This window comes from Candidatus Magnetobacterium casense, from assembly GCF_000714715.1.
In the GTDB taxonomy this organism is placed as follows: domain Bacteria; phylum Nitrospirota; class Thermodesulfovibrionia; order Thermodesulfovibrionales; family Magnetobacteriaceae; genus Magnetobacterium; species Magnetobacterium casense.
On the sequence record NZ_JMFO01000022.1, the window covers coordinates 17,789 to 38,545 of the forward strand.

Here is a 20,757-nt window from a genome sequence, read left to right on the forward strand (position 1 = left end):
GTGCATAAATTTTTGGTGGTGAGGCACCCCCGCCATAAATGTTTTTTCTTTGGGATAAGGTGCCACCATTTTTTTATGAACCCATAAAAAAGCCTACAAATATTAGGTTCAGAAGAGAGTCAGGCCGGCTCGTGGCACTTATCCTGTAATCGGCTTACGTGTAACAGTAGGGTGTGGTGGTGGGCAGTGGGATGTCTTCCTTTGTTGGGTATGAGAAGAGGTTGTTTTCGATGATCGTGATGACGTCGTTCATGGCCTCGCCATAGCGTTCGCAGTTTATGACGCACTGACCCATCTTTGCTGCCGGGATGATGCATTTCTCTATGAGACCCAGATGCCCTTGTGACGGATCGGCTCCAAGGGCCTTCCAGTGCTCTTCGGTCTGAAAGCTCTTGCGTCTTAGTTCGTCGGCAATGTGACTGAGCAGCTCGGTCATAAAGGGGTGGTCCTCGTAGTAGTACTTGACGGCGCTGTAGTACTCCTGGCGACGCTTGGGGGATTCGCTGATGTACTTGTAGATCACCCGCGATATCAGCTCTACCATCAGGTACTCGGAGTTGGCACGGTCTCTCATGCAACTGTCAACATCCAGGGTCTTTTTGGATATTACCTCCGCAAAGCGTTCATTGACCTTGTTGAAGGCCTCTTCTACAATTACCTCGGCGAGTTTGAAAAACGAAATCGTATTGAGATTGTTGCTCAACAGCTCATTGCGCATTACCTTTGTCATGCCGCCCCGGAGCAATTCGTATCGCTCCACCAGTCTTATGCAGAATATGTATAGGATGTGTTCGTGGGTCCTTTCGTTTTTTGGCAGATTGAGAGAATTCAGCAGCGGGATAAAGCGGCTGTCCTTCTTGCACCTCTGGATAAGCCCCATGACCAGTTCGTAGGTGGCCATGAAGTCGCCTTCCTCGATCTGGGTTCTCAGTCTGTCGCCTCTCTGGCTGGCAACGTTCATCTTTTTGATAGCGTCCTGCCTGGCCTCCTTGATGATACACATCAGTCTGTGTGCCTTTGCCATTTCCATCTTGGCATGCAGGCTTGCCGCAAAGGCCTCCTGCAAAAGTCGCTCTATGTTGACGCCGATATCCAGGCTGTAGATGTCCTCGCCGCAGTGAAACAGCACTTCGGCCACGTTCTTCCAGGACACGTCAGGTTCGTTTGCGTACTCCCGCGTTATATATTCCCGCATGTAGTGCTGAAAGTACAGGAGTGCGGAGTTTCCCAGATTCTCTTTGGTAAAGACATACTGTTTGACGGTTTCGCTGATGGCCTCAACCAGTGGCTCTTCGTTTACACGCGGACGACTCTTGAGATGTTCCCTCTTGTCACGGTGGAAGACGGGTCTGCCCTTGGTGCGACACTCACCACCCATCTTCTGTATCACGAATCTGTCCTGCCCCTCGCCGATAAGCTCAAAGCGTGCATTGGCCTCCTTCAGGAAAGCGTATGGCCCAAGGCGCTTTTCAAACTGTTTGAGGGTCATAATGGGCATGTAGACTGAAATCGGCGACACCTGCACTACTTCCCTGAGCACCCCGTCGATCTCCTTAAGCTCAATCACGGTGGCACGCGGACACAGCCCGGGCAACAACAGTATTTTCTTCCTCCTGGCGTAGGCAAAGCACTTGGCAAAGTATCTCAGGTAGTTTTGCGTCGTTTCGGCTATATCGACATTGATCGGTTGAGTACTTGCGTAGAGGAGACTGTTGGGGTCGCTCTCAAAGGGGAGCTTGTTGCGCGACATCTCCTGCAGGACGCTTGAGACGCCGATGAGTTCGTCGAGCTTCTGGATGATTTCGGCCTCAACGGTCTTGTCACCCATAAAGCGGACGTAGGCCTCCGTGATGTAGTATATCTTCTCCCAGTGGCTGTTGAGTGCCTCCTCGGCGGCTTCCATCACGGGTTTGCCGTAGAGCGACCACACATGAGGCTCGGCAACAAACGTAAACGCCGGGATCACGTGCTCACCCTGGCTGAAGCAGAAGTAGTCGGTCAACTCAACATCTATCCTCATTCCTTCGGGGACGGTCTTGTTGATGATGGCCTTGATCTTTTCTTCCACGCCGCGTATCTTTATCTTGCGCATTATGGATGCGGCAAAGATATCGGGCACGGGGGAGAGCATCACACGGTCTGAAAAGCGTCTCCAGTAGCGTTGCCTGAGGCGCATGTCTTTGATAAACAGGCAGAGGGTTGATATCCTCTTTTGTGCGGAGAGGGTCTTGCCTGGGGCGTTGTTGTCAAAGTGTGGAACCAACCCCTGAAGTCCTTCCACTATGCCATGTTGACTAAGATCACTCAGAAATGCGTCAAAGTCATAGGCGGGGTCTGAGGTTATCTTGTTGCATATGTCGTTGAGGCGGTTCAAAAACCTGTATAAACCGTCTTGTTTGTCGTGTGGGTCGATGACGATGATGCATTCCTGGAATCCTTGGGTGTGTTGGGTATCGGCGTTGTCATCGGGTCTGATATTTAGCATGTCATTGCCGGGATTGAATTTCTTGTTGACGAGTTCGGCAACGCTCAGGAAGTTTTCCAGTGCTATCTCCTGAAGTATCTGTGTTATGTACTGTCCATCCAGGGGACGGGGACCAAGGCGTTCGAAATGTTTTTTGGTCAGTATGGTGTCGTCCTCTTTGTTGTCATCGGGCAGGAGAGCTACCTGGGAGTCTTTTCGTTGCGACATGGCGTGGGCGTGGAATGAGGGAGTTGTTGCCCCACCCAGTTCCGCCGAATTGATAAAGACGTGAAACCTCTCCAGCAGGTTGCTGAGGCGGTTGCGGTAGACGTTTAAAACGGCCACGAGGGTTGCATTGCATTCGATCCAAGACTTGTCGGACATGTCGGAGATGGCCTTTGTCACGCTTTCGGCCAGCATAAACATGAGGTCTACGACGTATCTGTCGGTCTTGTCCACGGCGATAACCGCGGGGGTGGTACCGTATGCGTTTGACAGTTGTGCCCTGACCTTTTGGAGGTTGAAGAAGAGTTCCTCGCGCTGTTGCTGGGTCAAGGTGTCGTTGATCAGTGAGTGTCGGACGAGGTAGTTGACAATGATGTGGTGAGTGCCCACGATTTCGGCATCGACCACCTTGCCCTCCGACTGGAGCTTGAAAGACCCCTTGAGGTTGGCGATGCGCTGCTCAAGGATAATGCGTGTTTCGGGGTAGAGTCTGAAAACATCAGCCGTCTTTTTCAGGTAACTCTCCAGAAACGCCCACATGATAGATACCTGCGGGATGATCGGATGCGGAATCAGTTCCGTGAAATTCTTCTGCTTTTCGCTATACATTGGCGCAGTGCGCAGTACCTTCAACTGGCTGTTGGCCCCGATGAACTTTTTGACCGTGCTGTTAGCTTCATTCTTCATGTGACTTAAGTGTACCACAAATGCAAGTCGTATGTAAACAGCAGATGTTATAGCGCGTTTGGATTGCATGCGATACAAAGAAAGGGGCGACTCCGCTTATTTTTTTGTATTTCGTCCAATCGAAATCTGCTATAATAGTGGGGATATCAGAGCAGATTATGATAAACATACAACTTAATAAGGAGGATTTGTGACACAACGCACTGTAATCAAGAAGGCCTCAGTGCTGCTTGCTGCTCTTTTCATGTTTGCAGCAGTGCAGTCATCCTGGGGACATCAGAGCCATGAGGAACATGCAGCCAGTCCGCTACTGGAGGAAATGGTGAAATTAAACAGCGCTTTTACCGAAATCGTATCGGGTGTTGCCTTGGGAGATGCAGAGCGCGTGCATAAGGCGCTGGAACCCCTGCATGGGACACTGGAGAAGACCCACGAGGGCATTAAAACCGGCTCCGTGGATATCCCCAAGAACAAACACAACGTCAAGGAGTTCGTGAAATTAGACAAGGCATTTCATGCCGACCTGGAAAAGCTTGCTCACGCCGCACATCAGAACAACCAAGAGGCCATGCTCAAGCTGACAAATAAGCTCCTTGGTGGTTGTGTAAATTGCCACCGGAAGTTCAGACAGTGAGCACGGACAATGATTGATGGTAATAGTTCAGGTATACAGGGGTGAACTATTACGCATTTTCAATACAAACGGTTGTAAAATCGGGATAGGAACGTATGACAATCACGAACATCAACGCCCTGGTATGGAAAGAGGACATAGAGCTGCCTTACCCCACGGAGGTCGATAAGCAGGCCGACACGGAAAGGCTGCTCCAAGGCATAAACAGACATCCGGTGTACATCCCCCTGGGTATTACCAGAGAGTTGCCGACGCTTCTGAGGGCGTCAAACTACTCAATTAGCGTTTCTATGGGTTGGGATGGTCACTGTTACAGGGTCATATCGCTAAACCCTGCCGTCCTCTGCGGAGTAGCCATAGACCTTGGCTCTACCAACATTGCAGGACGCCTCGTGGATATGCAGTCGGGCAGACTGCTGCAAACCTCTCAGGCGTCAAATCCACAGTTGGCCTTTGGCTCGGACATCCTGACGCGGATGTTTTATGCCACCTCGGCAAAGGACAATGCCCTGCACGTGGTGTTAGCGGAGGCCGTAAGGACGCTGATCCGGGACCTTGTTGATGCCCAGGGGGTATCACCCCGGGACGTTGTTGCGGTAACGATTGCCGGTAACACGGTGATGACCCATTTTCTGTTAGACCTGTCTACAGACAACATCCCTGTCAGTCCCTATGTACCGGCCATACACGCACCGGGCTTTATCAGGGGCGACGAGTTGCCCCTGGGGATAAACAGCGAAGCCCTGGTGTATGTGTTCCCTGGCACGGGCAGTTACGTTGGTGGTGACCTGGTGGCCGGCGTACTTGCCACTGGACTGTATCTCAGCGATAGGCCGCAGGTGCTTATAGATGTCGGTACCAATGCCGAAGTGGCGGTCGGGTGCAAGGACTGGATACTTGTGGGTGCCGGAGCGGCCGGCCCGGCCTTTGATGAGGGCGTTGCACGAGCCGGCAGGAGGGCTGCCCCGGGGGCTATTTATCACGTAGACATAGAGCCGGTCACGGCCAGGGTAACCGTCAGGACATTTGACGACCTACCCCCCGATGGCATCTGCGGATCGGGGATGGTGAGCCTCGTGGCAAGTCTCTACAAGGCAGGGTTGATAGATAACCGCGGTGCCTTTATCCCTGCTGAAGCAATCATCTCAGATGCCCAGGGGCAGTATGCCTTTGTCATTGACGACGATGGCACACACAGGATCGTCATAAACCAAGGCGACATAGATACGTTTATGCTGACAAAGGCTGCCATGTTTACGCTCTTTTACGTGCTCATTGGTTCGGTGGGGGTCACGTTTGATGATATCGGGCGGTTATACCTGACGGGGGCTCTTGGCACCGGCATAGACCCCGATGCGGCTATAACACTCGGACTCATCCCCGATTTCCCAAAGGACAGGGTCAAGGCCATCACCAACTCCTCCGTCCTGGGAGCGGAGGCCCTGCTGTTAAACCGCTCACTACTTCAGGACATAAACACCATCACCGGCCTCATAACATACAAGGAAATGAACGAAGACGGCGAATTCATGCGTGAATTTCTCTCGGCTCGCTTCATCCCGCATACCGAGCCAAGCAGGTTGAAGGTTCAGCGTTAAGAAAAAAAAAGGGGGCGGCTCCGCCCCCCTTTCAGAACCCCCCTGCAAGGGGAGGGGTGAGCCACCCCGGGCACGAAGAAGCCCCCTTGACCCCTTCTTGTATTTTGTTCATGGGGGATATTTATACGCAGCAACTTAAAAGTATCGTTTCAACAGTCCTTCAAATGCCTGACCGTGTCGGGCTTCGTCTTTGCACATTTCGTGTACGGTGTCGTGTATTGCGTCCAGGTTGAGTTGTTTTGCTTTGGTAGCGAGGTCTTTTTTGCCTTTGCAGGCGCCGTTTTCTGCTTCAACGCGGGCTTTCAGGTTTTCCTTGGTGCTTGCAACCAGGACTTCACCCAGGAGTTCTGCAAACTTGGAGGCGTGCTCTGCCTCTTCAAATGCGATCCGTTTGTATGCCTCTGCTACCTCGGGCAGACCCTCTCTGTCTGCCTGGCGACTCATGGCAAGGTACATGCCGACCTCCGTACATTCTCCCATGAAGTTGGCTCTCAGGCCGTCCAGTATCTCCTGGTCAACGCCCTTGGCGACTCCTATTCTATGCTCATCGGCCCATGTCAATCCCCCTGTGCTGCTTTCAATAAACTTCTCCGCCGGAGCGCCACACTGAGGACACTTATCAGGAGGGGCATCCCCTTGATGTACATAACCGCAAATCGTACATGCAAATCTCTTCATAATCTACTGTCTCCCTTCTTTTAATTTAATTTGTGCTGTGACGTAAATCACAACATGTTTATTTTACCATATATTAAAGAATAAAAGTTGCAACATACGTATCCTCTTAAAAAATCATGGTAATTTTTATTTCATGGTTAAAAGGCATGGATTCCTGCTTTAGCAGGAATGACAGTTATAGCCGTTTTCCAATTGTGTCATTCCTGGCTTGACCAGGAATCCAGGATGCGTAACAGTATAGTTGCCATGAATTAGCAAAGGAAGCAATACTGAAGGGTAAGTGGCATTGGGTTCTAAAAGCCGCTCTCTTATTTGTTTTTAGTCGCTTAATCCGAGGTATAGCATGAGGATGTCCCTGCCGTAAAAGAGTGCCACTACCGATGCTCCGGCCAGAAACGGGCCAAATGGAACCTTTGTCTTTCGGCCTTTGCCCGCAAGCACAATCAGCGCAAGGCCGTAGACAGACCCCGTGAAGCTCCCGATAAAAGTGACCATCAATGCGTGCTTCCAACCGAACATGGCGCCAAGCATAGCCATTAGTTTAATATCTCCGCCTCCCATACCACCCTTGCTGATCACGGCTATCAGGTAAAACATCCCCCCACCCACCAACAACCCAATGACAGACCCCTTAAACCCCAACACTCCCCCATACCCATATAAGTCAGGGAGGATGAAACTTGCCGCCACCACCCCCGCAATCACTCCGGGGAGCGTTATCACATCGGGGATGATCTGATGGTCTATGTCTATGAATGTTATAACGATCAAGGCAGAGAGCAGCACCACATAAAACAAACAATGCCAGGTTAACCCAAACCGGTGAAATGTAAACACCCAAAACAACCCGTTTAGCAACTCCACAAGCGGGTACCGTAAGGATATCCCTTCTCCGCAGTAGTAACACCTCCCCCGGAGGAAGATGTAACTCAACAGCGGTATGTTCTGCCAGAAGGCAATGGGCCTGTTGCAGTTGGGACAGTGCGAGGGAGGACTGACCACTGACAGTTCCAGGGGCAGCCTGTATATGCACACGTTGAGGAACGAGCCGATTGCCAATCCGGTTGTTAAAAAAACGGCGTAAAAGTAATACGGTGGTATGACACCACTCACATCTGCCATTGTTGATACAGGCAATCGTGAGTGGCAGGACTAGCTTTTGTGTTTTTCGTGAAAGATGTCATCGACAGCCTTTTCCTGACGCATCTTTGTATAGCGTGATTCGCTGATGATGTCAATGTCCCATCCGGTGAGCTTCATGGCTAGTTTCACGTTTTGTCCCTTCTTGCCGATGGCGATTGACAACTGAGAGTCTTCTACTACGGCCATGGCAGTTTTGTCTTCTTCGTTGACGCCGATCTTATCGACCTCTGATGGCGTCAATGCACGTGAGATGTAGATGCGGGGGTCCGGAGACCAGAGGATGATGTCAATGCGTTCTCCCCTGAGTTCGCGTACGATGGTCTGTACACGTGTTCCCTTCATCCCCACACAGGCACCAACGGGGTCTATCGATGTGTCCTTGCAAAAGACGGCCAGCTTGGTACGCTCTCCCGGCTCACGTACTACGCCCTTTATGATGACGATGTTGTCGCCGATTTCGGGAACCTCCATCCTGAACAACTCTACAACAAAGTCGGTAGACGTCCGGGAGAGCATTATCTGTGGCCCCTTTGACGTTATGACGACTTCGCTGATGTATGCGCGTACCGTGTCGCCGACCTTGAGATGCTCCCTGTGTATGGTCTCCTTGACGGGCAGGATGGCCTCCGTCTTGCCGATACCGATGTAGTACATTCCCTTTTCACGACGCAACACCGTGCCGGAGGCTATGGTGCCCACCTTCGTGATAAACTTGTCGTATATGACGTCCCGTTCGGCCTCACGCACCTTTTGCAGTATGACCTGCTTTGCGGTCTGTGCGGCAATACGGCCAAAGTCCTTGATATCAAGCGGCTCCTTGATCGTATCGCCAACGGCAACCTTATCGCTTAACAGGAGGGCATCGCTGAGGGCTATCTCCGTGTGCTTGTCCCTGACCTGCTCTACAACGGTTTTGACCTTGTATGCGGCTATCTCATAGTTATCGGGGTTGATAAACAAGCCGACATTTTCACTCCTTATGAATTTCTTCTTCAGTGCGGTCAACATTGCCGACTCTATGGTTGTTCTCAACTGTGCCTTTGATATACCTTTTTCGTGGCTTAATTGCTCGATTACGTAACGGAGTTCCTTGCTCATCTTATCTCTATCTCCACTTGTGCCCTCGAAATGTTATCGAAAGGGATTTCCACGCTTTTCTTGTCCTCCTCCAGGAGGATAGAAGTCGCCGTTACATCAAAAAGCCTGCCAAGGAAAAAGCTCTGCTTGCCTATCTTCTCCTTAGAAACCACCCTGAGGAGTTTACCGATACTTTTGGCAAAGTCCTCCCTCGTCTTTAATGGCCGGTCAATCCCCGGCGACGTCACCTCAAGCGTATATGGACCCGGTATAATGTCCTCCACATCAAGGACGGCGCTAATTTGCCTGCTGACGTTGCTACAGTCCTCAAGCGTAACCCCGGAGGATGAGTCAATGGTTATAGCCAAAACCCTTCTCCTTCCGGTTCCCTTGAGTACCACGTCAACAAGTTCCACGCCAACCACCTCTGCCACCTCTTGTACCAAAGGTCTCAGACGCTTATCTGTTAAGCCTGCCGGCATCATATATTCATATGTCTTCTTGCTATTAAACTAAAAAAGTGGGATATTCCCACTCTCCTTATGTCATTTACGTTACACCTAATAATTTATCATTTTCGTTAATGAAATGTCAAATTGCTATGTTTTTTTGTGTCCCGCAGAAAATCTATGGTAAATAAAGGAGCATAAATGTTTAGAACATTAGGGTTAAGAATAATGGGGTCAAGGGGACTTCTTCGTGGCCGGGGCGCCTCGCCCCTCCCCTTGCGGGGGGTTCTGAAGGGGGGCGGAGGGGGTGAGGCACCCCTGCCACAAACCGCCCCTTTCTTTCTTGCCTTAAAGTATAGTTACCATGAAATATAAAGAGGATACATATTTTGTCCGCAGTATGTTGAGGATTAAAAGGCCGTCTTATTCAGGTTTGACATCCTCTTCATAGCTTTCGTTGATGTTGTAAGCCTTGTTGACTAGCTTGATGTTGACCTTACCGGCTCGTACCTTTAGTTGGGGCAGGGGTGTTTTTCCTACGGATGTGCCATCTATAAACACCTCGGCAGAGGGTCTGCTCCATACGTTTATGTAACCGTAGCGGACATCGGCAGAGGGGGATATGACCGTTGGTTGTGGTACCGGCAGTGGGGGGGCAAACGGTTTCTTGGTTGCGGGCATTACGAATAAAAACAATGCAACTATTATCACACCTGCAACGGCCGCAACGGCAGCGTATATGCCCTTTTTTGATGATGCGGGGGGCGTTTTTTCCAGGGGGGCCCCTGCTACATGGCCTTTGGATACCTCCGCGTACCTCTTCGCTTCAACCTCCGGAGACTGCTTTGAGGCTTTCTTTTTAGCTGAAGCGTCCTTGAGTACCAACCTGTGGGCTACGCGCCCGGTGGTGACATAGGTGCTATCCAGTTGCTCTATCCTCTGATCAGGGATACCGTCGGGATGATTCTTTGACAACTGTATATAGTTGTCTTTATATTCGTTCTCCCACTGTAGTTTATCGACATTCAGTCTGGCCCTGATGTCGTTTTCGAGGGTGATAGCGGTTGCTTTATCGATATTGTTTGCGGTCATAAATTGGTCTAGTGCTATGCGTTTGTCCAGGGTGATGCGTTTGTGTGCGAGGTGTTTTTCCAACAGTTCGACATATTCCCCCTGTGGGTCTCGCTCAATAGCGGCTATGAATTCATCGATCCCCTTGAACCTGTCCTCAATCCTCACGGCCAATGCTTGCAGGATTGCGTTGCTGAGGACGGGCGATATGTCTATGCCCTCGATGTCAGATGGCTGTTTTAGTTCATCGACGTAGAATCTGTCCGGGGCCGGGGGAGGCAGGATGCCCGTAATCATCAGATACAACGTGGCACCACAGGCATAGATATCCGTCCAGGGGCCGATCTTTCCCCTGGCCTGGTACTGCTCCATGGGGGCATAGCCAGCCTTCAGGACCACGTCGAGGCTGTGACTCTGCTCTGCCGATACATAGCGTGCAGCACCAAAGTCTATCAGTATGGGGGTGCCGGTACTGGTGACATAGATATTTTGCGAGGAAATGTCTCTGTGATACAGGGCCAGTGCATGAACCTCCTTCAGCGCAGCCAGGATGGGAAGCATTAACCTCAGAGACTCATCAACGGGGAGTCGTCCGCCGCGCTTCTTTATGAGGTTAGACAGCGTATCACCATCTATGTAGTCCATGACGATGTAGCCGGTGTTGTTGGCCTCAAAGAAGTTTATGACGTGTACAATATTGACGTTGTTGGCAAACTTGGTTACCTTTCTGGCCTCATCTATAAACAGACGCAGTCCCTCGCGGAAGTTCTCTTCCTGACTCCCCTTAAAGGGCAATACCGTATAGTTGCTCAATTCCCTGCTGGCAAGGCTTGTGGGAAGAAACTCCTTAATGGCCACCTTCTTGTCGAGGTTGATGTCCATGCCTATGTACGTGATCCCAAAGCCACCCTGTCCCAGTACCCTGCCCAACAGGTACTGATCCTTCAGGATTGTCCTGGGTTTCAGAAGCAGGGGATGGTCCGAGTACTTGCTTTCGTCATAGCCACAGTGATTGCAGATAGGGATACTGTTTCTCCGCTCCATGCAGTTGACGCATATCTTCATAAAATCAGAACTGTGTTGTTCACTCATACGCTTATTGCCTCATACGCTTTATCCAGGAGGTTTGGTCTCCATTACAACTGTTGTTCCAGACATTGTATCGTGCCAGTCCTTATTAAGCACGAAAGAAAACGGCTCAAACGGGATAAGCCGCACCAGAGACCTCATTGCAACAACTGCAACAGGTGGGCGCAAACCGTCTGACATCACAACCCGTGTATGTGTGATAAACTTTCCAACCGTCTTACCGGTCATACCCTCTAGTATGCAATAGTACACAAAGTACAAGGCTATAAACACCAGGAGCGTTAATCCTAAGCCGCCTCCCGTGCCGGATGACATGACAATGAACCGCAATATCACGGCAACAACAGAGACCACGGTCAGGTCTGTGATGAAATTTAACAATCTCTTTGTGCGGGGGGCAAGGGGGAGTTGAGTGATTTCATTTTTTTGAACGCTTTTTTGATTTGGTTTGGGACCGGTTTTTGGTTGTTGTTGTAATCCCGTATCGTTTTTTAATATTTGCGTTTGTTCATAGTGTTCTGTTTTAGGAGTATCTGATGGTTGAGGTGTCGGTTGAGCATTGTCCTTAGGTTCGACGGCAATACTTTTTCTTGTCAACTGAAAGACGGCGCAGCCTGCCAGCGAAAAGGCGTCTCCGGGCATGAGCAACGTAGATTCAAAGGGGGCAAGCCTCTGTTTGTCATCCAGGAAGGTGCCAAAGGTTGAGCGGAGGTCTTTGACGTAGAAGGCGCCCTTTTCCCTGTGGATTTCGCAGTGAACGCTTGATATACGTTTTTCGGACAACACGACGGCACACTTGGTGGGGTCTCGGCCGATGAGAACCGGCTTATTGGTCAGGGGGATGCGTTCTCCCTCAAACTCGCCTGCAACCACCAGCAGTTCCATGGCGGTATCGGCCGTGCTTGAGTCGCCTGTAGTTGTCGAGGAATCCGAGGGGGGCATCAGCAGCGCCTGGAACTCGGCAACGGAGGCAGGACGATTCTGTATGTTCATTTCGAGGGCCTTCATGATGGCGTTGGCAAAGTCCTCGGAGAGCTTCTGTCTGGATATGTCTTTGATGTGGAGGAGTTTTTCGCCATTTTGTCTGTCCGGGGCCTTGGTGGGTGAGTCCATGCGTTTCTTTTCGTAGTTGTATCCTCTGAGGCAGCTATACATGGTTGCGGCGCAGGCGTAGATGTCTGTCCAGGGGCCTTGTTTGCCCAGCTTCATATCCGAGCTGTATTGTTCCAGTGGGGCATAGCCGTGGGTAAGGCATATGGATAGCTTTGTGCTGATAGCGTCGCGGGCAGAGCCGAAGTCCAGCAAGATGGGGTTGCCGCTGTCAGGGATGTAGATGTTCTTGGGCTTTATGTCTCTGTGTAATATCCCCCCCTGATGTACTGCATCGAGGCCATCCAGCACTGGCATCATGATGTCCAGGAGGTCTTGCTGTGTGATGCCTTTGTCCTGGAGTTTTATGTGCTCCTCAAGGGTCTTACCCTGGATGTAACGCATGACAAAGTAGGCGGTATTGTTCTCCTTGAAGAAAAACAGGATTGGCGCAATGCTTGGATGATTGAACTGTGCCAGGGTCTGGGCCTCGTCGATGAACTTTGTCAATCCGTACCTGTAATCGTTGGCGTAGTCCTCGGATATTGGAAACACGGTGAGTTGGTCTTTCTGCCGTCTGGCTATGTTTCGGGGCAGAAACTCCTTGATGACCACGCGCATCTTCAGCACCAGGTCAAGGCCAAGGTAGGTTATGCCAAACCCCCCGGAGCCAAGGCACGTACCGATCAGGTACTGCTTGTTTAGTACTACGCGGGGTTGCAACGACACGGCATCGTTTTTGATATCCATGCTGCTGCCACATTGAGGGCAGACACTGGGGGTTGCCTTGGTGTCCGTCATGCAATTACAACAGATATTTTCGTACATTACGTGACCATTATGAGTTGTGCCGTAAGGTTGTCATAGTTTTCCTTTGTCCGCTGTGCCGTCTTGGCAACATCCCTGGTCATTGCTTCTATGATTTTCTGTGCCGGGGTGTTTGTGTAGCGCAGGTGGAGGTTTTGCACGTCGGAGTCGGCCAGGTATTGCCAGAAGCCGTCGGTACAGAGCAGGATGTAGTCGCCCTCCTGCAGGGTAAGGCCATCGGCATGGATGGCAGGTCTGAGTTCATCGGGCATCCCCAGGGTCTTGAGTACGCGGTTGCGGTCGGGGTGGTCCTTTGCTGCCTCTGCGGTGATTTCGCCCATATCCAGGAGCAGTTGCACCACCGAGTGGTCCTTGCTCCGGTAGAAAGGCAGCCCCTGCCTGTATATGTATATGCGGGAATCTCCCACGTATGCCCAAAACATCCTTTCGCCCAAGATTACAACCACCACACAAGTAGACTGCATATTGCGCAGGCGATCATCGGTGTTGCTCCTCTGCCTGATGGCATTGTGAGCGGCCAGCATGGAATTGGTCAGTTCCGTACTGACATTGTCGCCGTTGATGCCGGCAAAGCAATCCGTCACCGTGTTGACGGCAATCTGCGAGGCGATCTGTCCACCTTTATGGCCTCCGAGGCCATCAGCCACAACAAAGCAGTAGCGACCGTTTTGTTCGTCAATGACGGCGTTCCAATTGTCCTGATTTTCGCTCCTGCCGCCCATATGTGTCTTTATCCCGTATTCGATTCTTAGTGTCTTACCCTTGGCAGACCACATAGACATCAACTTTGCTCCTTTGATTGACTTCACCTATATTGTAGCAGATCAATAAAATTTTTGTATATAGCGCCAATGTCTTCACTTCTCTATCCCCCAATCTTTGCAAAGAGGTCGAGGGCGTTTTTGAAGGCCTGGTCCATGTTCAGGTGCTTGTAGTTTGCCAGTCTGCCGATGAGGTAAATGCCGTCTTTTTGGAGTTCTCTGGCGGCCTGCTCATATCGCATGTAGCGGTCAAGGTTGTCCTGCGATGGGACGGGGTAGTAGGGGTCGCCATCCCACGTGGGATACTCCCTGATGATTGTCGTGCGCTGGTGGCGCTGACCGGTATAGCGCTTTGGTTCGGTCACACGCATGTAGCGATGATCGTTTGGGTAATTGATCACAACGTTTGACTGGAAGTACTCCATATCCAGCGTCTCATACTCAAACTCCAATGACCTGTACTGGAGCCTGCCAAATCTGTAATCAAAAAAGGCATCTATACGTCCGGTAAAGATTAATACCCCATACCCCCCGATATCTCTGATGAGCGCATCTCTTTGGGCCAGATAATCAACGTTGAGCATGACGCTTATGTTTTTATGATCGAGGATGTTCTGAAATATACTCGTATACCCCCCAGCCGGTACGCCTTCGTACTTGTCGGAGAAGTATCCGTCATTGAAGTTGGTCCTGACCGGGATCCTGCCAATCAAAGAGGCATCGAGTTGATCGGGCCAGCGGTCCCACTGCTTTTTGGTGTAGTTCTTGAACATCTTTTCATAGAGCACCCTGCCAACCCTCATCAGTGCTACGTCTTCGGAGGTCTTTGGTTCCTTTATCTCTTGCGTGTTGTTTTGCAGCCAGTTGAGCATCTCCACTTCCGAGGACATCGTCAGTCCAAAGAGCCTGTTGACCGTCTCTATGTTGACCGGCACCGGCACAAGCATGCCATCGACATAGCTCTTGACCCTGTGCCTGTAGGGCAACCACTGTGTAAAGCGTCCGATGTACTGCCATACGTCCTCGTAACTGGTGTGGAACATGTGAGGGCCATACAGCGGAATAAGTATCCCGGCCCCATCACGGAAGTCATAACAGTTGCCACCGATATGGCCACGCCTGTCAATGACCAGCACCCTTTTATTGGCAACGGAGGCAAACTTCTCCGCCAGCACACACCCCGAAATCCCAGCCCCTACAACCAGTACGTCTACAGACATGTTGTCAACTCAATCATTGTGCATGTGTACAGATAAACATCCGACTGAACTACCCCAGCATCCTGACTATCTTACCCGAGGCCATGATCTCCGATACCAGGTTGTCGAGCTTGCCACCTTTACTGGCATATGCCACCACTATTTCGTCGGCCAGCTCCAGCATCAGGCGATTACGCAATACGGCGGTTTCAGCCGTAACCCTCTTTACGGTTTCCTCAAACGGGGTGATGAGCAATAGACGATTCCTGTCTATCTGCTGCCTAAACCGAGGCTCAACATCCTTCATAAACCCCTTGGCCAAGGCAATTATTATCGGCTGATTGCCCTTGAGCAGGAAGTACAAGACATCCTTTTCTATATCCGAGTGAAACCCGGATATCACACACACCCCTCTTTGCCGTTGCTCAATTGCCCACTCATAAGACCTCAGAACAACACGCCCGGGGCAATCGCGTGAGCACAGAAATGCCACCTTATGCAGATTCAACAACCCCATGTTACCCTTTGAGTAATATATCATAATCCTTGTTCACCATACATACTATAAGTTCAATTTTACCCTTGATGATAGCATGTTCCCTATTGGATTTACAATAGTGGCTCTTTCGTAAAGTGAGTGGGTTAAGATTAACGGTAGTCCTGCAGAAGTAGTGGTTAACCGTAAACTTAACACCCTTCCTTCACAATGGACATCAAGGGAGGGGTATTGAATATCACTATCTCTGCAGGACTACCCATTTTTTATATCTCTATTAGCATTAATTTAAGAGCCTCTTGCAAAAGTACATGTTATGTAAAATATAGCAAAAAGCTCATTTTGTAAGTGGCTGATATTAAATGATATTTTGGGGGCACTATAATTGCTTGATTTGAGATTTGCAAGAGGCTCTTAATGTAATAATATTATACAACAAATAGAGATATATTTGTTATCTAATTCCTTATAGATAAAGAATGTATGCCTATTTTTTTAATGCGAAAGTTGAGAGATTGCCATTTATAGGGTTAATATGTTAAATTGTAAAATAAGGTTATAGTATGACATTAGGATTGACAATTCGAGGGAGGGGCTGAGGGGAAACGTAGTCTTTTATGCCATCGAAAAACGACAAGACAGAGCCGGTACTGAGTCGGCGTGAGTTCCTGAGCAGGGCGGGCGTAACGGGGGCCATTGCCATGACGGTGGGGACCTTGGGCGCTATTGCCTATTCTGACAGACCCATGCGCCGCAGCCAGGAAACTACCTACACGTTTAAGAACTACAGGGTTGAACCCTCGGTGCTGTATCCGTCAATGGTAATAACCCACGGTAAGGACGCCCGCAAGATGGTGCAGGCGGCCTTTGACAAACTGGGCGGACTGTCGCTGTTCATCAAACCCGGCGACAGGGTGCTGATAAAGCCAAACGTGGGCTGGGACCGGCAGCCGGAACTAGCTGTAAACACCAATCCGGATGTTGTTGCAGCGGTTGTGGCTCTGTGCCTGCAGGGCCGTGCATCGGAGGTGTGGGTGACGGACGTGTCGATCAACGACCCATACAGGAGCTTTGCCCGCTCCGGCGTGGAGGCAGCCGTGTTGAAATCCGGCGGTAAGGTCAAGTTCACCGCGGGCGATGACTTCCTCCAGACCGACCTCAAGGGAGAAGTCCTAAAGCTCTGGCCCGTGTGCAGGTACTTTCATCAAGTGGACAAGCTGATAAACATCCCCGTGCTCAAGCACCACTCGTTGAGCAAGTGTACGCTAGCCATGAAAAACTGGTACGGTGTCCTGGGGGGCAGCAGAAACCGCCTCCATCAGGAGATCAATCTTTCAATTGCCGACCTGGCAAACGCAATCAGACCCACGCTAACGATTATGGACGCCACACGTGTTCTCAAGCGAAACGGTCCCACCGGAGGCAGCATCGCCGACGTTGAGATAGCCAATACCATAATTGCCGGCGTTGACGAGGTGGCAATCGATACCTACAGTCTCAGATTTCTCGACCTGAATGTTGCAGACGTCCCGTTTCTGGGCCTTGCACAGGCGCGAGGCGTTGGCACCACCGACCTGAAGCTCCTCAACACACACGAACTCAGCACGGATTAAAGAACATGTCTGCAAGTGAGGAGATGATGTGCTTATGGCAATAGCCTTGACTATAAGCAAGATAGTGTGATAGAATAATGGGAAATAGAGATAGAAAAGGAGATGAATGTTATGGTTGGTGTTAAGGATGCTTCCGTTGAGGATATAGAAAGTCTAATGGAGGAAACTGACATCGAATCTTTAGATGATCCAGATGCGGGTTTAGAGCTTAGAGAAGAGTTTGAGAAGGAATTGGATCGAAGACTAAATAAGCAATCTAAAATAATCCCACATGCCGAGGTGATGAAGATATTTGCGTCAGCTTGGGTGGACTGAAGAGTCAATAGAAGATTTCAAAAAACTTGATAAGCAAGTAGCGCAAAGAATTGTAAAAAGAGTTTTATGGTTATGTGAGCATTTCGATGATATATCGCCAGAGACTCTTTCAGGTAAACGTAAGGGTGAATTTAAGTTCAAGGTCGGAGATTGGAGGGTTATATACAAGATAGAAACAAACATGATCGTTATTCATGCTGTAGGGCATCGAAGTGAAATATATCAGAGGGGTGTCTTTTGAACGGGAAAATGGGATCAAAAAGATAAATCCTTTTTATGGTTACGAACTCAGCACGGATTGAGGCATGATTAAGAAATACCTGACACTGGCAAACATACGACGGATATACGCCGTGTTCTTCTTCACGCTCTTTGTGCTACTGCTGTTGCTGACCGACTTCAGACGCCTCAAGGGATATGAGACATCGCTGTTTCTGGAGCTGTCTCCGTTGGTGTCTCTATCGACACTTCTGACGGGATGGGGCGTGTACAAGGGGCTTATCCTGTCGTTGTTTATAGTCATCCCGACACTTTTTTTCGGGAGGTTTTTCTGTTCCTGGGTCTGCCCCCTGGGGATACTCAACCAGTGGTCGGCACGCCTGTTGATCAAAAACAGGGCGGTGGACGACTACAAGATCAACGCCTACCACGACATATTCAGATTGAAGTACTACATCCTGGCATCGTTAATAATCCTGGCGCTAATGGGAGTACTACAAGTGGGACTGTTTGACCCCATTGCCCTGATTACACGTTCATTTGCGGTTGCCATATACCCGGCCTCAAACTATTTCACGGGGTATCTGTACATAAAGCAACCCATGTTTGTAGGCGGTATATTTATAGGGCTTTTGTTTCTGTTTATACTGTTTGCCAACAGGTACTTTACACGCCTGTGGTGTCGAGTGCTCTGTCCACTTGGGGCACTGTTGGGGGTGTTGTCAACTGCGGCGTTGTTTAAGGTCCGCCGCAACGTCAGCAAATGTACCGACTGTCAGCGTTGCACGCGTAACTGCCACGGGGGTTGCGACCCGCACGCTTATTTGAAGTTCCACGAGTGTCACCTTTGTTACAACTGCATCGAGGACTGCCCCGAGGGTGCGCTCCACTACGGTCTGGCCGACGCCCACAGCTCCGTGCAGGCACCGCTGGATATCAACCGTCGCAGACTCATTGAGACCGCTGCGGCCTCAGTCATCCTCTACCCCGTGATGAGGAGTTCGGCAACCGCCTCAACCCTTGCAAGCCCCGAGGTGATACGTCCGCCGGGGGCCATAGCCGAGTCTGATTTCCTGCGCCGGTGTATCAAGTGCGGACAGTGTATGCGCGTATGTCCCACCAACGTGCTCCAGCCGGCCTTACTGGAAGGTGGATTTGAGGGCCTGTGGACGCCGATGTTGGTCAACCGGATCGGCTACTGCGAACACAACTGTATCCTGTGCAGTCACGTGTGTCCAACGGGGGCGTTAGTGCCCCTGAGCGTTGAGAGGAAGATCGGCAGGAAACCCGACATCCCGCCAACTAAGATCGGTACCGCATTTTATGATCGTGGCAGGTGTCTACCCTGGGCCATGAACACGGAGTGTATCGTTTGCGAGGAGGTCTGTCCCACCTCGCCCAAGGCCATCTGGTTTCAGGAGGTCGAGGTGCAGCTCAGGGATGGCGGCGTGCGGGTGTTCAAGCGTCCGTTTGTGGATACAAAGCTGTGCGTAGGGTGCGGGATATGCGAAAACAAATGCCCCGTCCGCGACAAGGCTGCCATACGGGTAACATCCATCGGCGAAACCCGCTCAGTCACCAACAGGATGATGCTCCATGGCTAAGAAAAGTGAGAAGACAAGGAGGGCGGCTTGAGGTTGGGTTGGAGCGTAGTACTCGCTTACATAAAGAAATCCAGCATGGCTTTTACCTGTACTCCAAATAATCAATATCCGCCACGAACTGGCCATACATAGTTGAAGTTGGATTTATTGTAGGTGCTGCCAGCACCAGCGCCCATGTAGAAGAACCACGCGTCGGACGTACTGCTATCGGAGGTAGTAGACGACCAGTAGCGGCTATACTGCACATTAATAAAGGATTGCGATTTGAGCCAAGAATCTTTGTAACCAAGCCCTTCAAGTTCCTCTATACGAGGCAACCGCCAATCAGTGTAGCCAAAAGCTGTCCCCTTATTCATCGAGGCAACATAGTCTAACGCCTCTTGCCAAGTCTTCCTACCTACAAGGTCAGCGTCTTTTGTCCACATTCGTCCAGTTGACGTGTCGGTTATAGTTTGGTCACCGTTATCCACAAATCTTTTGGATTGGAGATAATGTTTCCAAGTAAATATTATAAATATGGTTATAAGTAGTGCGATCAATACAGCAAGAATGCGACGATATGTAAAATATGGTGGCTTTTTTGGTGTTGATACCCTTGTTGGTTCATCTCTATAATCAGGCTTTTCCACTGCAACACGTACTTTTTCGGCGGTATTGTCAATACCAATTTCAAAGGCATTTATCCATGTTTTGCCAGTCAGATAAAGTGCGTATGATCCAGCGAGTTCAATATATTCAATGAACACGGGTATTATATGAACATTGTTGTCATCTGCCACGGCAATTTCTCTTTCAACTTGCCTTGATTTCAAAGTATCTGCAGATAGGAGAACAACCATCAACAGCTTAGGATTTTCTTGTATAGTGCTGACTATTTCATCAGCCCAATTTGAACCAGGAGGCAGATCACGATGGTCAATCCAACACCTAATAATGCTGCCATCTTCTAAACTACCCACAAGTTTATCAGCAAAGGCCCGGTCTTTCCTATCATAACTTATAAAGACATCATAGCCCATAATTAATCATCCCCCAATATTGTAACCAAGGACATATCATTTGTTGGCTTATACTCTTTATGTACAGTAGTCAATTATACTAAACACATACAAAGTTTGCAACAAAGTTGTCACCAGCCCTTTACGGGGTTAAGGAGACTGCTTCCCTTGCGGGAGGGTAGATACCTCCCCATTCTTGTTTTTTACCGTTTTTTTCTTCCTTTTTTGTCTAAGTGTGTTATAATATATTAAATAAATGCCAGAGGTAAGCAGATTTTTTGGAATCGTGATAATGATTTATATAAAGACCATAATCCGGCGCATTTTCATGCCAAGTATGGACAACAAACGGGTGTCTTCACCATTGATGAACTAAAACTTATTGAGGGGTACCTCCCTAAAAGAATTGCCTCTTTGGTTATTGAATGGGCATTTGAACACAGGAAGGAGCTTATGGAAAATTGGGAACTCGCTATGGCTAAAAAGCCATTACGTTCAATATCACATCTGGGATAGGAGG

Annotated in this window: 18 protein-coding genes; 7 read left to right on the forward strand and 11 right to left on the reverse strand. The window is 49.9% G+C overall.

The window, feature by feature from the left end:
• Positions 1-154: 154 nt before the first annotated feature.
• Positions 155-3,376: a hypothetical protein gene (locus Mcas_RS11410; RefSeq protein WP_040335673.1), complete on the reverse strand. Its 3,222-nt coding sequence runs from the start codon at positions 3,374-3,376 to the stop codon at positions 155-157.
• A 190-nt stretch (positions 3,377-3,566) separates the two neighbouring features.
• Here Mcas_RS11410 and Mcas_RS11415 point away from each other — a divergent pair, with 190 nt between their 5' ends.
• Together Mcas_RS11415 and Mcas_RS11420 are read left to right on the forward strand one after the other, a co-directional pair.
• A complete protein-coding gene (locus tag Mcas_RS11415; RefSeq protein WP_040335674.1) occupies positions 3,567-4,010 on the forward strand; it encodes a cytochrome c in 444 nt (147 codons plus the stop codon).
• Between the two features lie 95 nt (positions 4,011-4,105).
• Complete coding sequence (locus Mcas_RS11420; RefSeq protein ID WP_040335675.1) at positions 4,106-5,608, forward strand: ASKHA domain-containing protein; 1,503 nt, start codon at positions 4,106-4,108, stop codon at positions 5,606-5,608.
• Between the two features lie 135 nt (positions 5,609-5,743).
• Here the strand turns inward: Mcas_RS11420 and Mcas_RS11425 are convergent, their stop codons facing one another.
• From Mcas_RS11425 to Mcas_RS11465, 9 genes are all read right to left on the reverse strand, one after another.
• The gene (locus Mcas_RS11425) at positions 5,744-6,286 is read right to left on the reverse strand and encodes an NADH peroxidase (protein ID WP_040335676.1); all 543 of its coding nucleotides are present in this window, start codon (positions 6,284-6,286) and stop codon (positions 5,744-5,746) included.
• Positions 6,287-6,604: 318 nt separating this feature from the next.
• On the reverse strand, positions 6,605-7,408 hold the full coding sequence (locus Mcas_RS11430; protein ID WP_081853811.1) for a prepilin peptidase: 804 nt from the start codon (positions 7,406-7,408) through the stop codon (positions 6,605-6,607).
• A gap of 30 nt (positions 7,409-7,438) precedes the next feature.
• On the reverse strand, positions 7,439-8,527 hold the full coding sequence (nusA, locus tag Mcas_RS11435; protein ID WP_052567270.1) for a transcription termination factor NusA: 1,089 nt from the start codon (positions 8,525-8,527) through the stop codon (positions 7,439-7,441).
• Positions 8,524-8,991: a ribosome maturation factor RimP gene (rimP, locus tag Mcas_RS11440; protein ID WP_052567272.1), complete on the reverse strand. Its 468-nt coding sequence runs from the start codon at positions 8,989-8,991 to the stop codon at positions 8,524-8,526. Before rimP ends, nusA begins: the two co-directional genes overlap by 4 nt.
• Before the next feature lie 387 nt (positions 8,992-9,378).
• Positions 9,379-11,118 carry a serine/threonine protein kinase gene (locus tag Mcas_RS16880; RefSeq protein WP_052567274.1) on the reverse strand — a complete coding sequence of 580 codons (1,740 nt, stop codon included), beginning with the start codon at positions 11,116-11,118 and terminating at the stop codon, positions 9,379-9,381.
• Positions 11,119-11,139: 21 nt separating this feature from the next.
• Complete coding sequence (locus Mcas_RS16885; RefSeq protein ID WP_162176315.1) at positions 11,140-13,005, reverse strand: protein kinase domain-containing protein; 1,866 nt, start codon at positions 13,003-13,005, stop codon at positions 11,140-11,142.
• A 26-nt stretch (positions 13,006-13,031) separates the two neighbouring features.
• Positions 13,032-13,814 (reverse strand): PP2C family protein-serine/threonine phosphatase, encoded by a 783-nt coding sequence (locus tag Mcas_RS11455; protein WP_052567279.1) that lies wholly within the window; start codon positions 13,812-13,814, stop codon positions 13,032-13,034.
• 83 nt (positions 13,815-13,897) lie between these two features.
• Entirely contained in the window at positions 13,898-15,013 is a 1,116-nt protein-coding gene (glf, locus tag Mcas_RS11460) for a UDP-galactopyranose mutase (protein ID WP_040335677.1), read from the reverse strand.
• Between the two features lie 49 nt (positions 15,014-15,062).
• Entirely contained in the window at positions 15,063-15,533 is a 471-nt protein-coding gene (locus Mcas_RS11465; RefSeq protein WP_040335678.1) for a DNA-processing protein DprA, read from the reverse strand.
• 572 nt (positions 15,534-16,105) lie between these two features.
• On the opposite strand from Mcas_RS11465, the gene Mcas_RS11470 reads away from it, so the two are divergent.
• The 4 genes from Mcas_RS11470 to Mcas_RS11485 all read left to right on the forward strand — a co-directional run bounded on the left by Mcas_RS11470 (position 16,106) and on the right by Mcas_RS11485 (position 19,239).
• Complete coding sequence (locus tag Mcas_RS11470) at positions 16,106-17,101, forward strand: DUF362 domain-containing protein (RefSeq protein ID WP_052567284.1); 996 nt, start codon at positions 16,106-16,108, stop codon at positions 17,099-17,101.
• A 111-nt stretch (positions 17,102-17,212) separates the two neighbouring features.
• Complete coding sequence (locus tag Mcas_RS11475; protein ID WP_040335679.1) at positions 17,213-17,416, forward strand: hypothetical protein; 204 nt, start codon at positions 17,213-17,215, stop codon at positions 17,414-17,416.
• Positions 17,394-17,657, forward strand: a complete 264-nt coding sequence (locus Mcas_RS19270; protein WP_040335680.1) for a type II toxin-antitoxin system RelE family toxin — start codon at positions 17,394-17,396, stop codon at positions 17,655-17,657. The genes Mcas_RS11475 and Mcas_RS19270 overlap by 23 nt, the downstream gene beginning before the upstream one ends.
• A 64-nt stretch (positions 17,658-17,721) precedes the next feature.
• Entirely contained in the window at positions 17,722-19,239 is a 1,518-nt protein-coding gene (locus Mcas_RS11485; RefSeq protein WP_040335681.1) for a 4Fe-4S binding protein, read from the forward strand.
• A 101-nt stretch (positions 19,240-19,340) separates the two neighbouring features.
• Here Mcas_RS11485 and Mcas_RS16890 read toward each other — a convergent pair whose 3' ends face one another.
• The gene (locus tag Mcas_RS16890; protein ID WP_052567286.1) at positions 19,341-20,258 is read right to left on the reverse strand and encodes an Lcl domain-containing protein; all 918 of its coding nucleotides are present in this window, start codon (positions 20,256-20,258) and stop codon (positions 19,341-19,343) included.
• A gap of 252 nt (positions 20,259-20,510) precedes the next feature.
• On the opposite strand from Mcas_RS16890, the gene Mcas_RS19005 reads away from it, so the two are divergent.
• Positions 20,511-20,753 carry a DUF4160 domain-containing protein gene (locus Mcas_RS19005; protein ID WP_268749002.1) on the forward strand — a complete coding sequence of 81 codons (243 nt, stop codon included), beginning with the start codon at positions 20,511-20,513 and terminating at the stop codon, positions 20,751-20,753.
• Positions 20,754-20,757 lie beyond the last annotated feature (4 nt).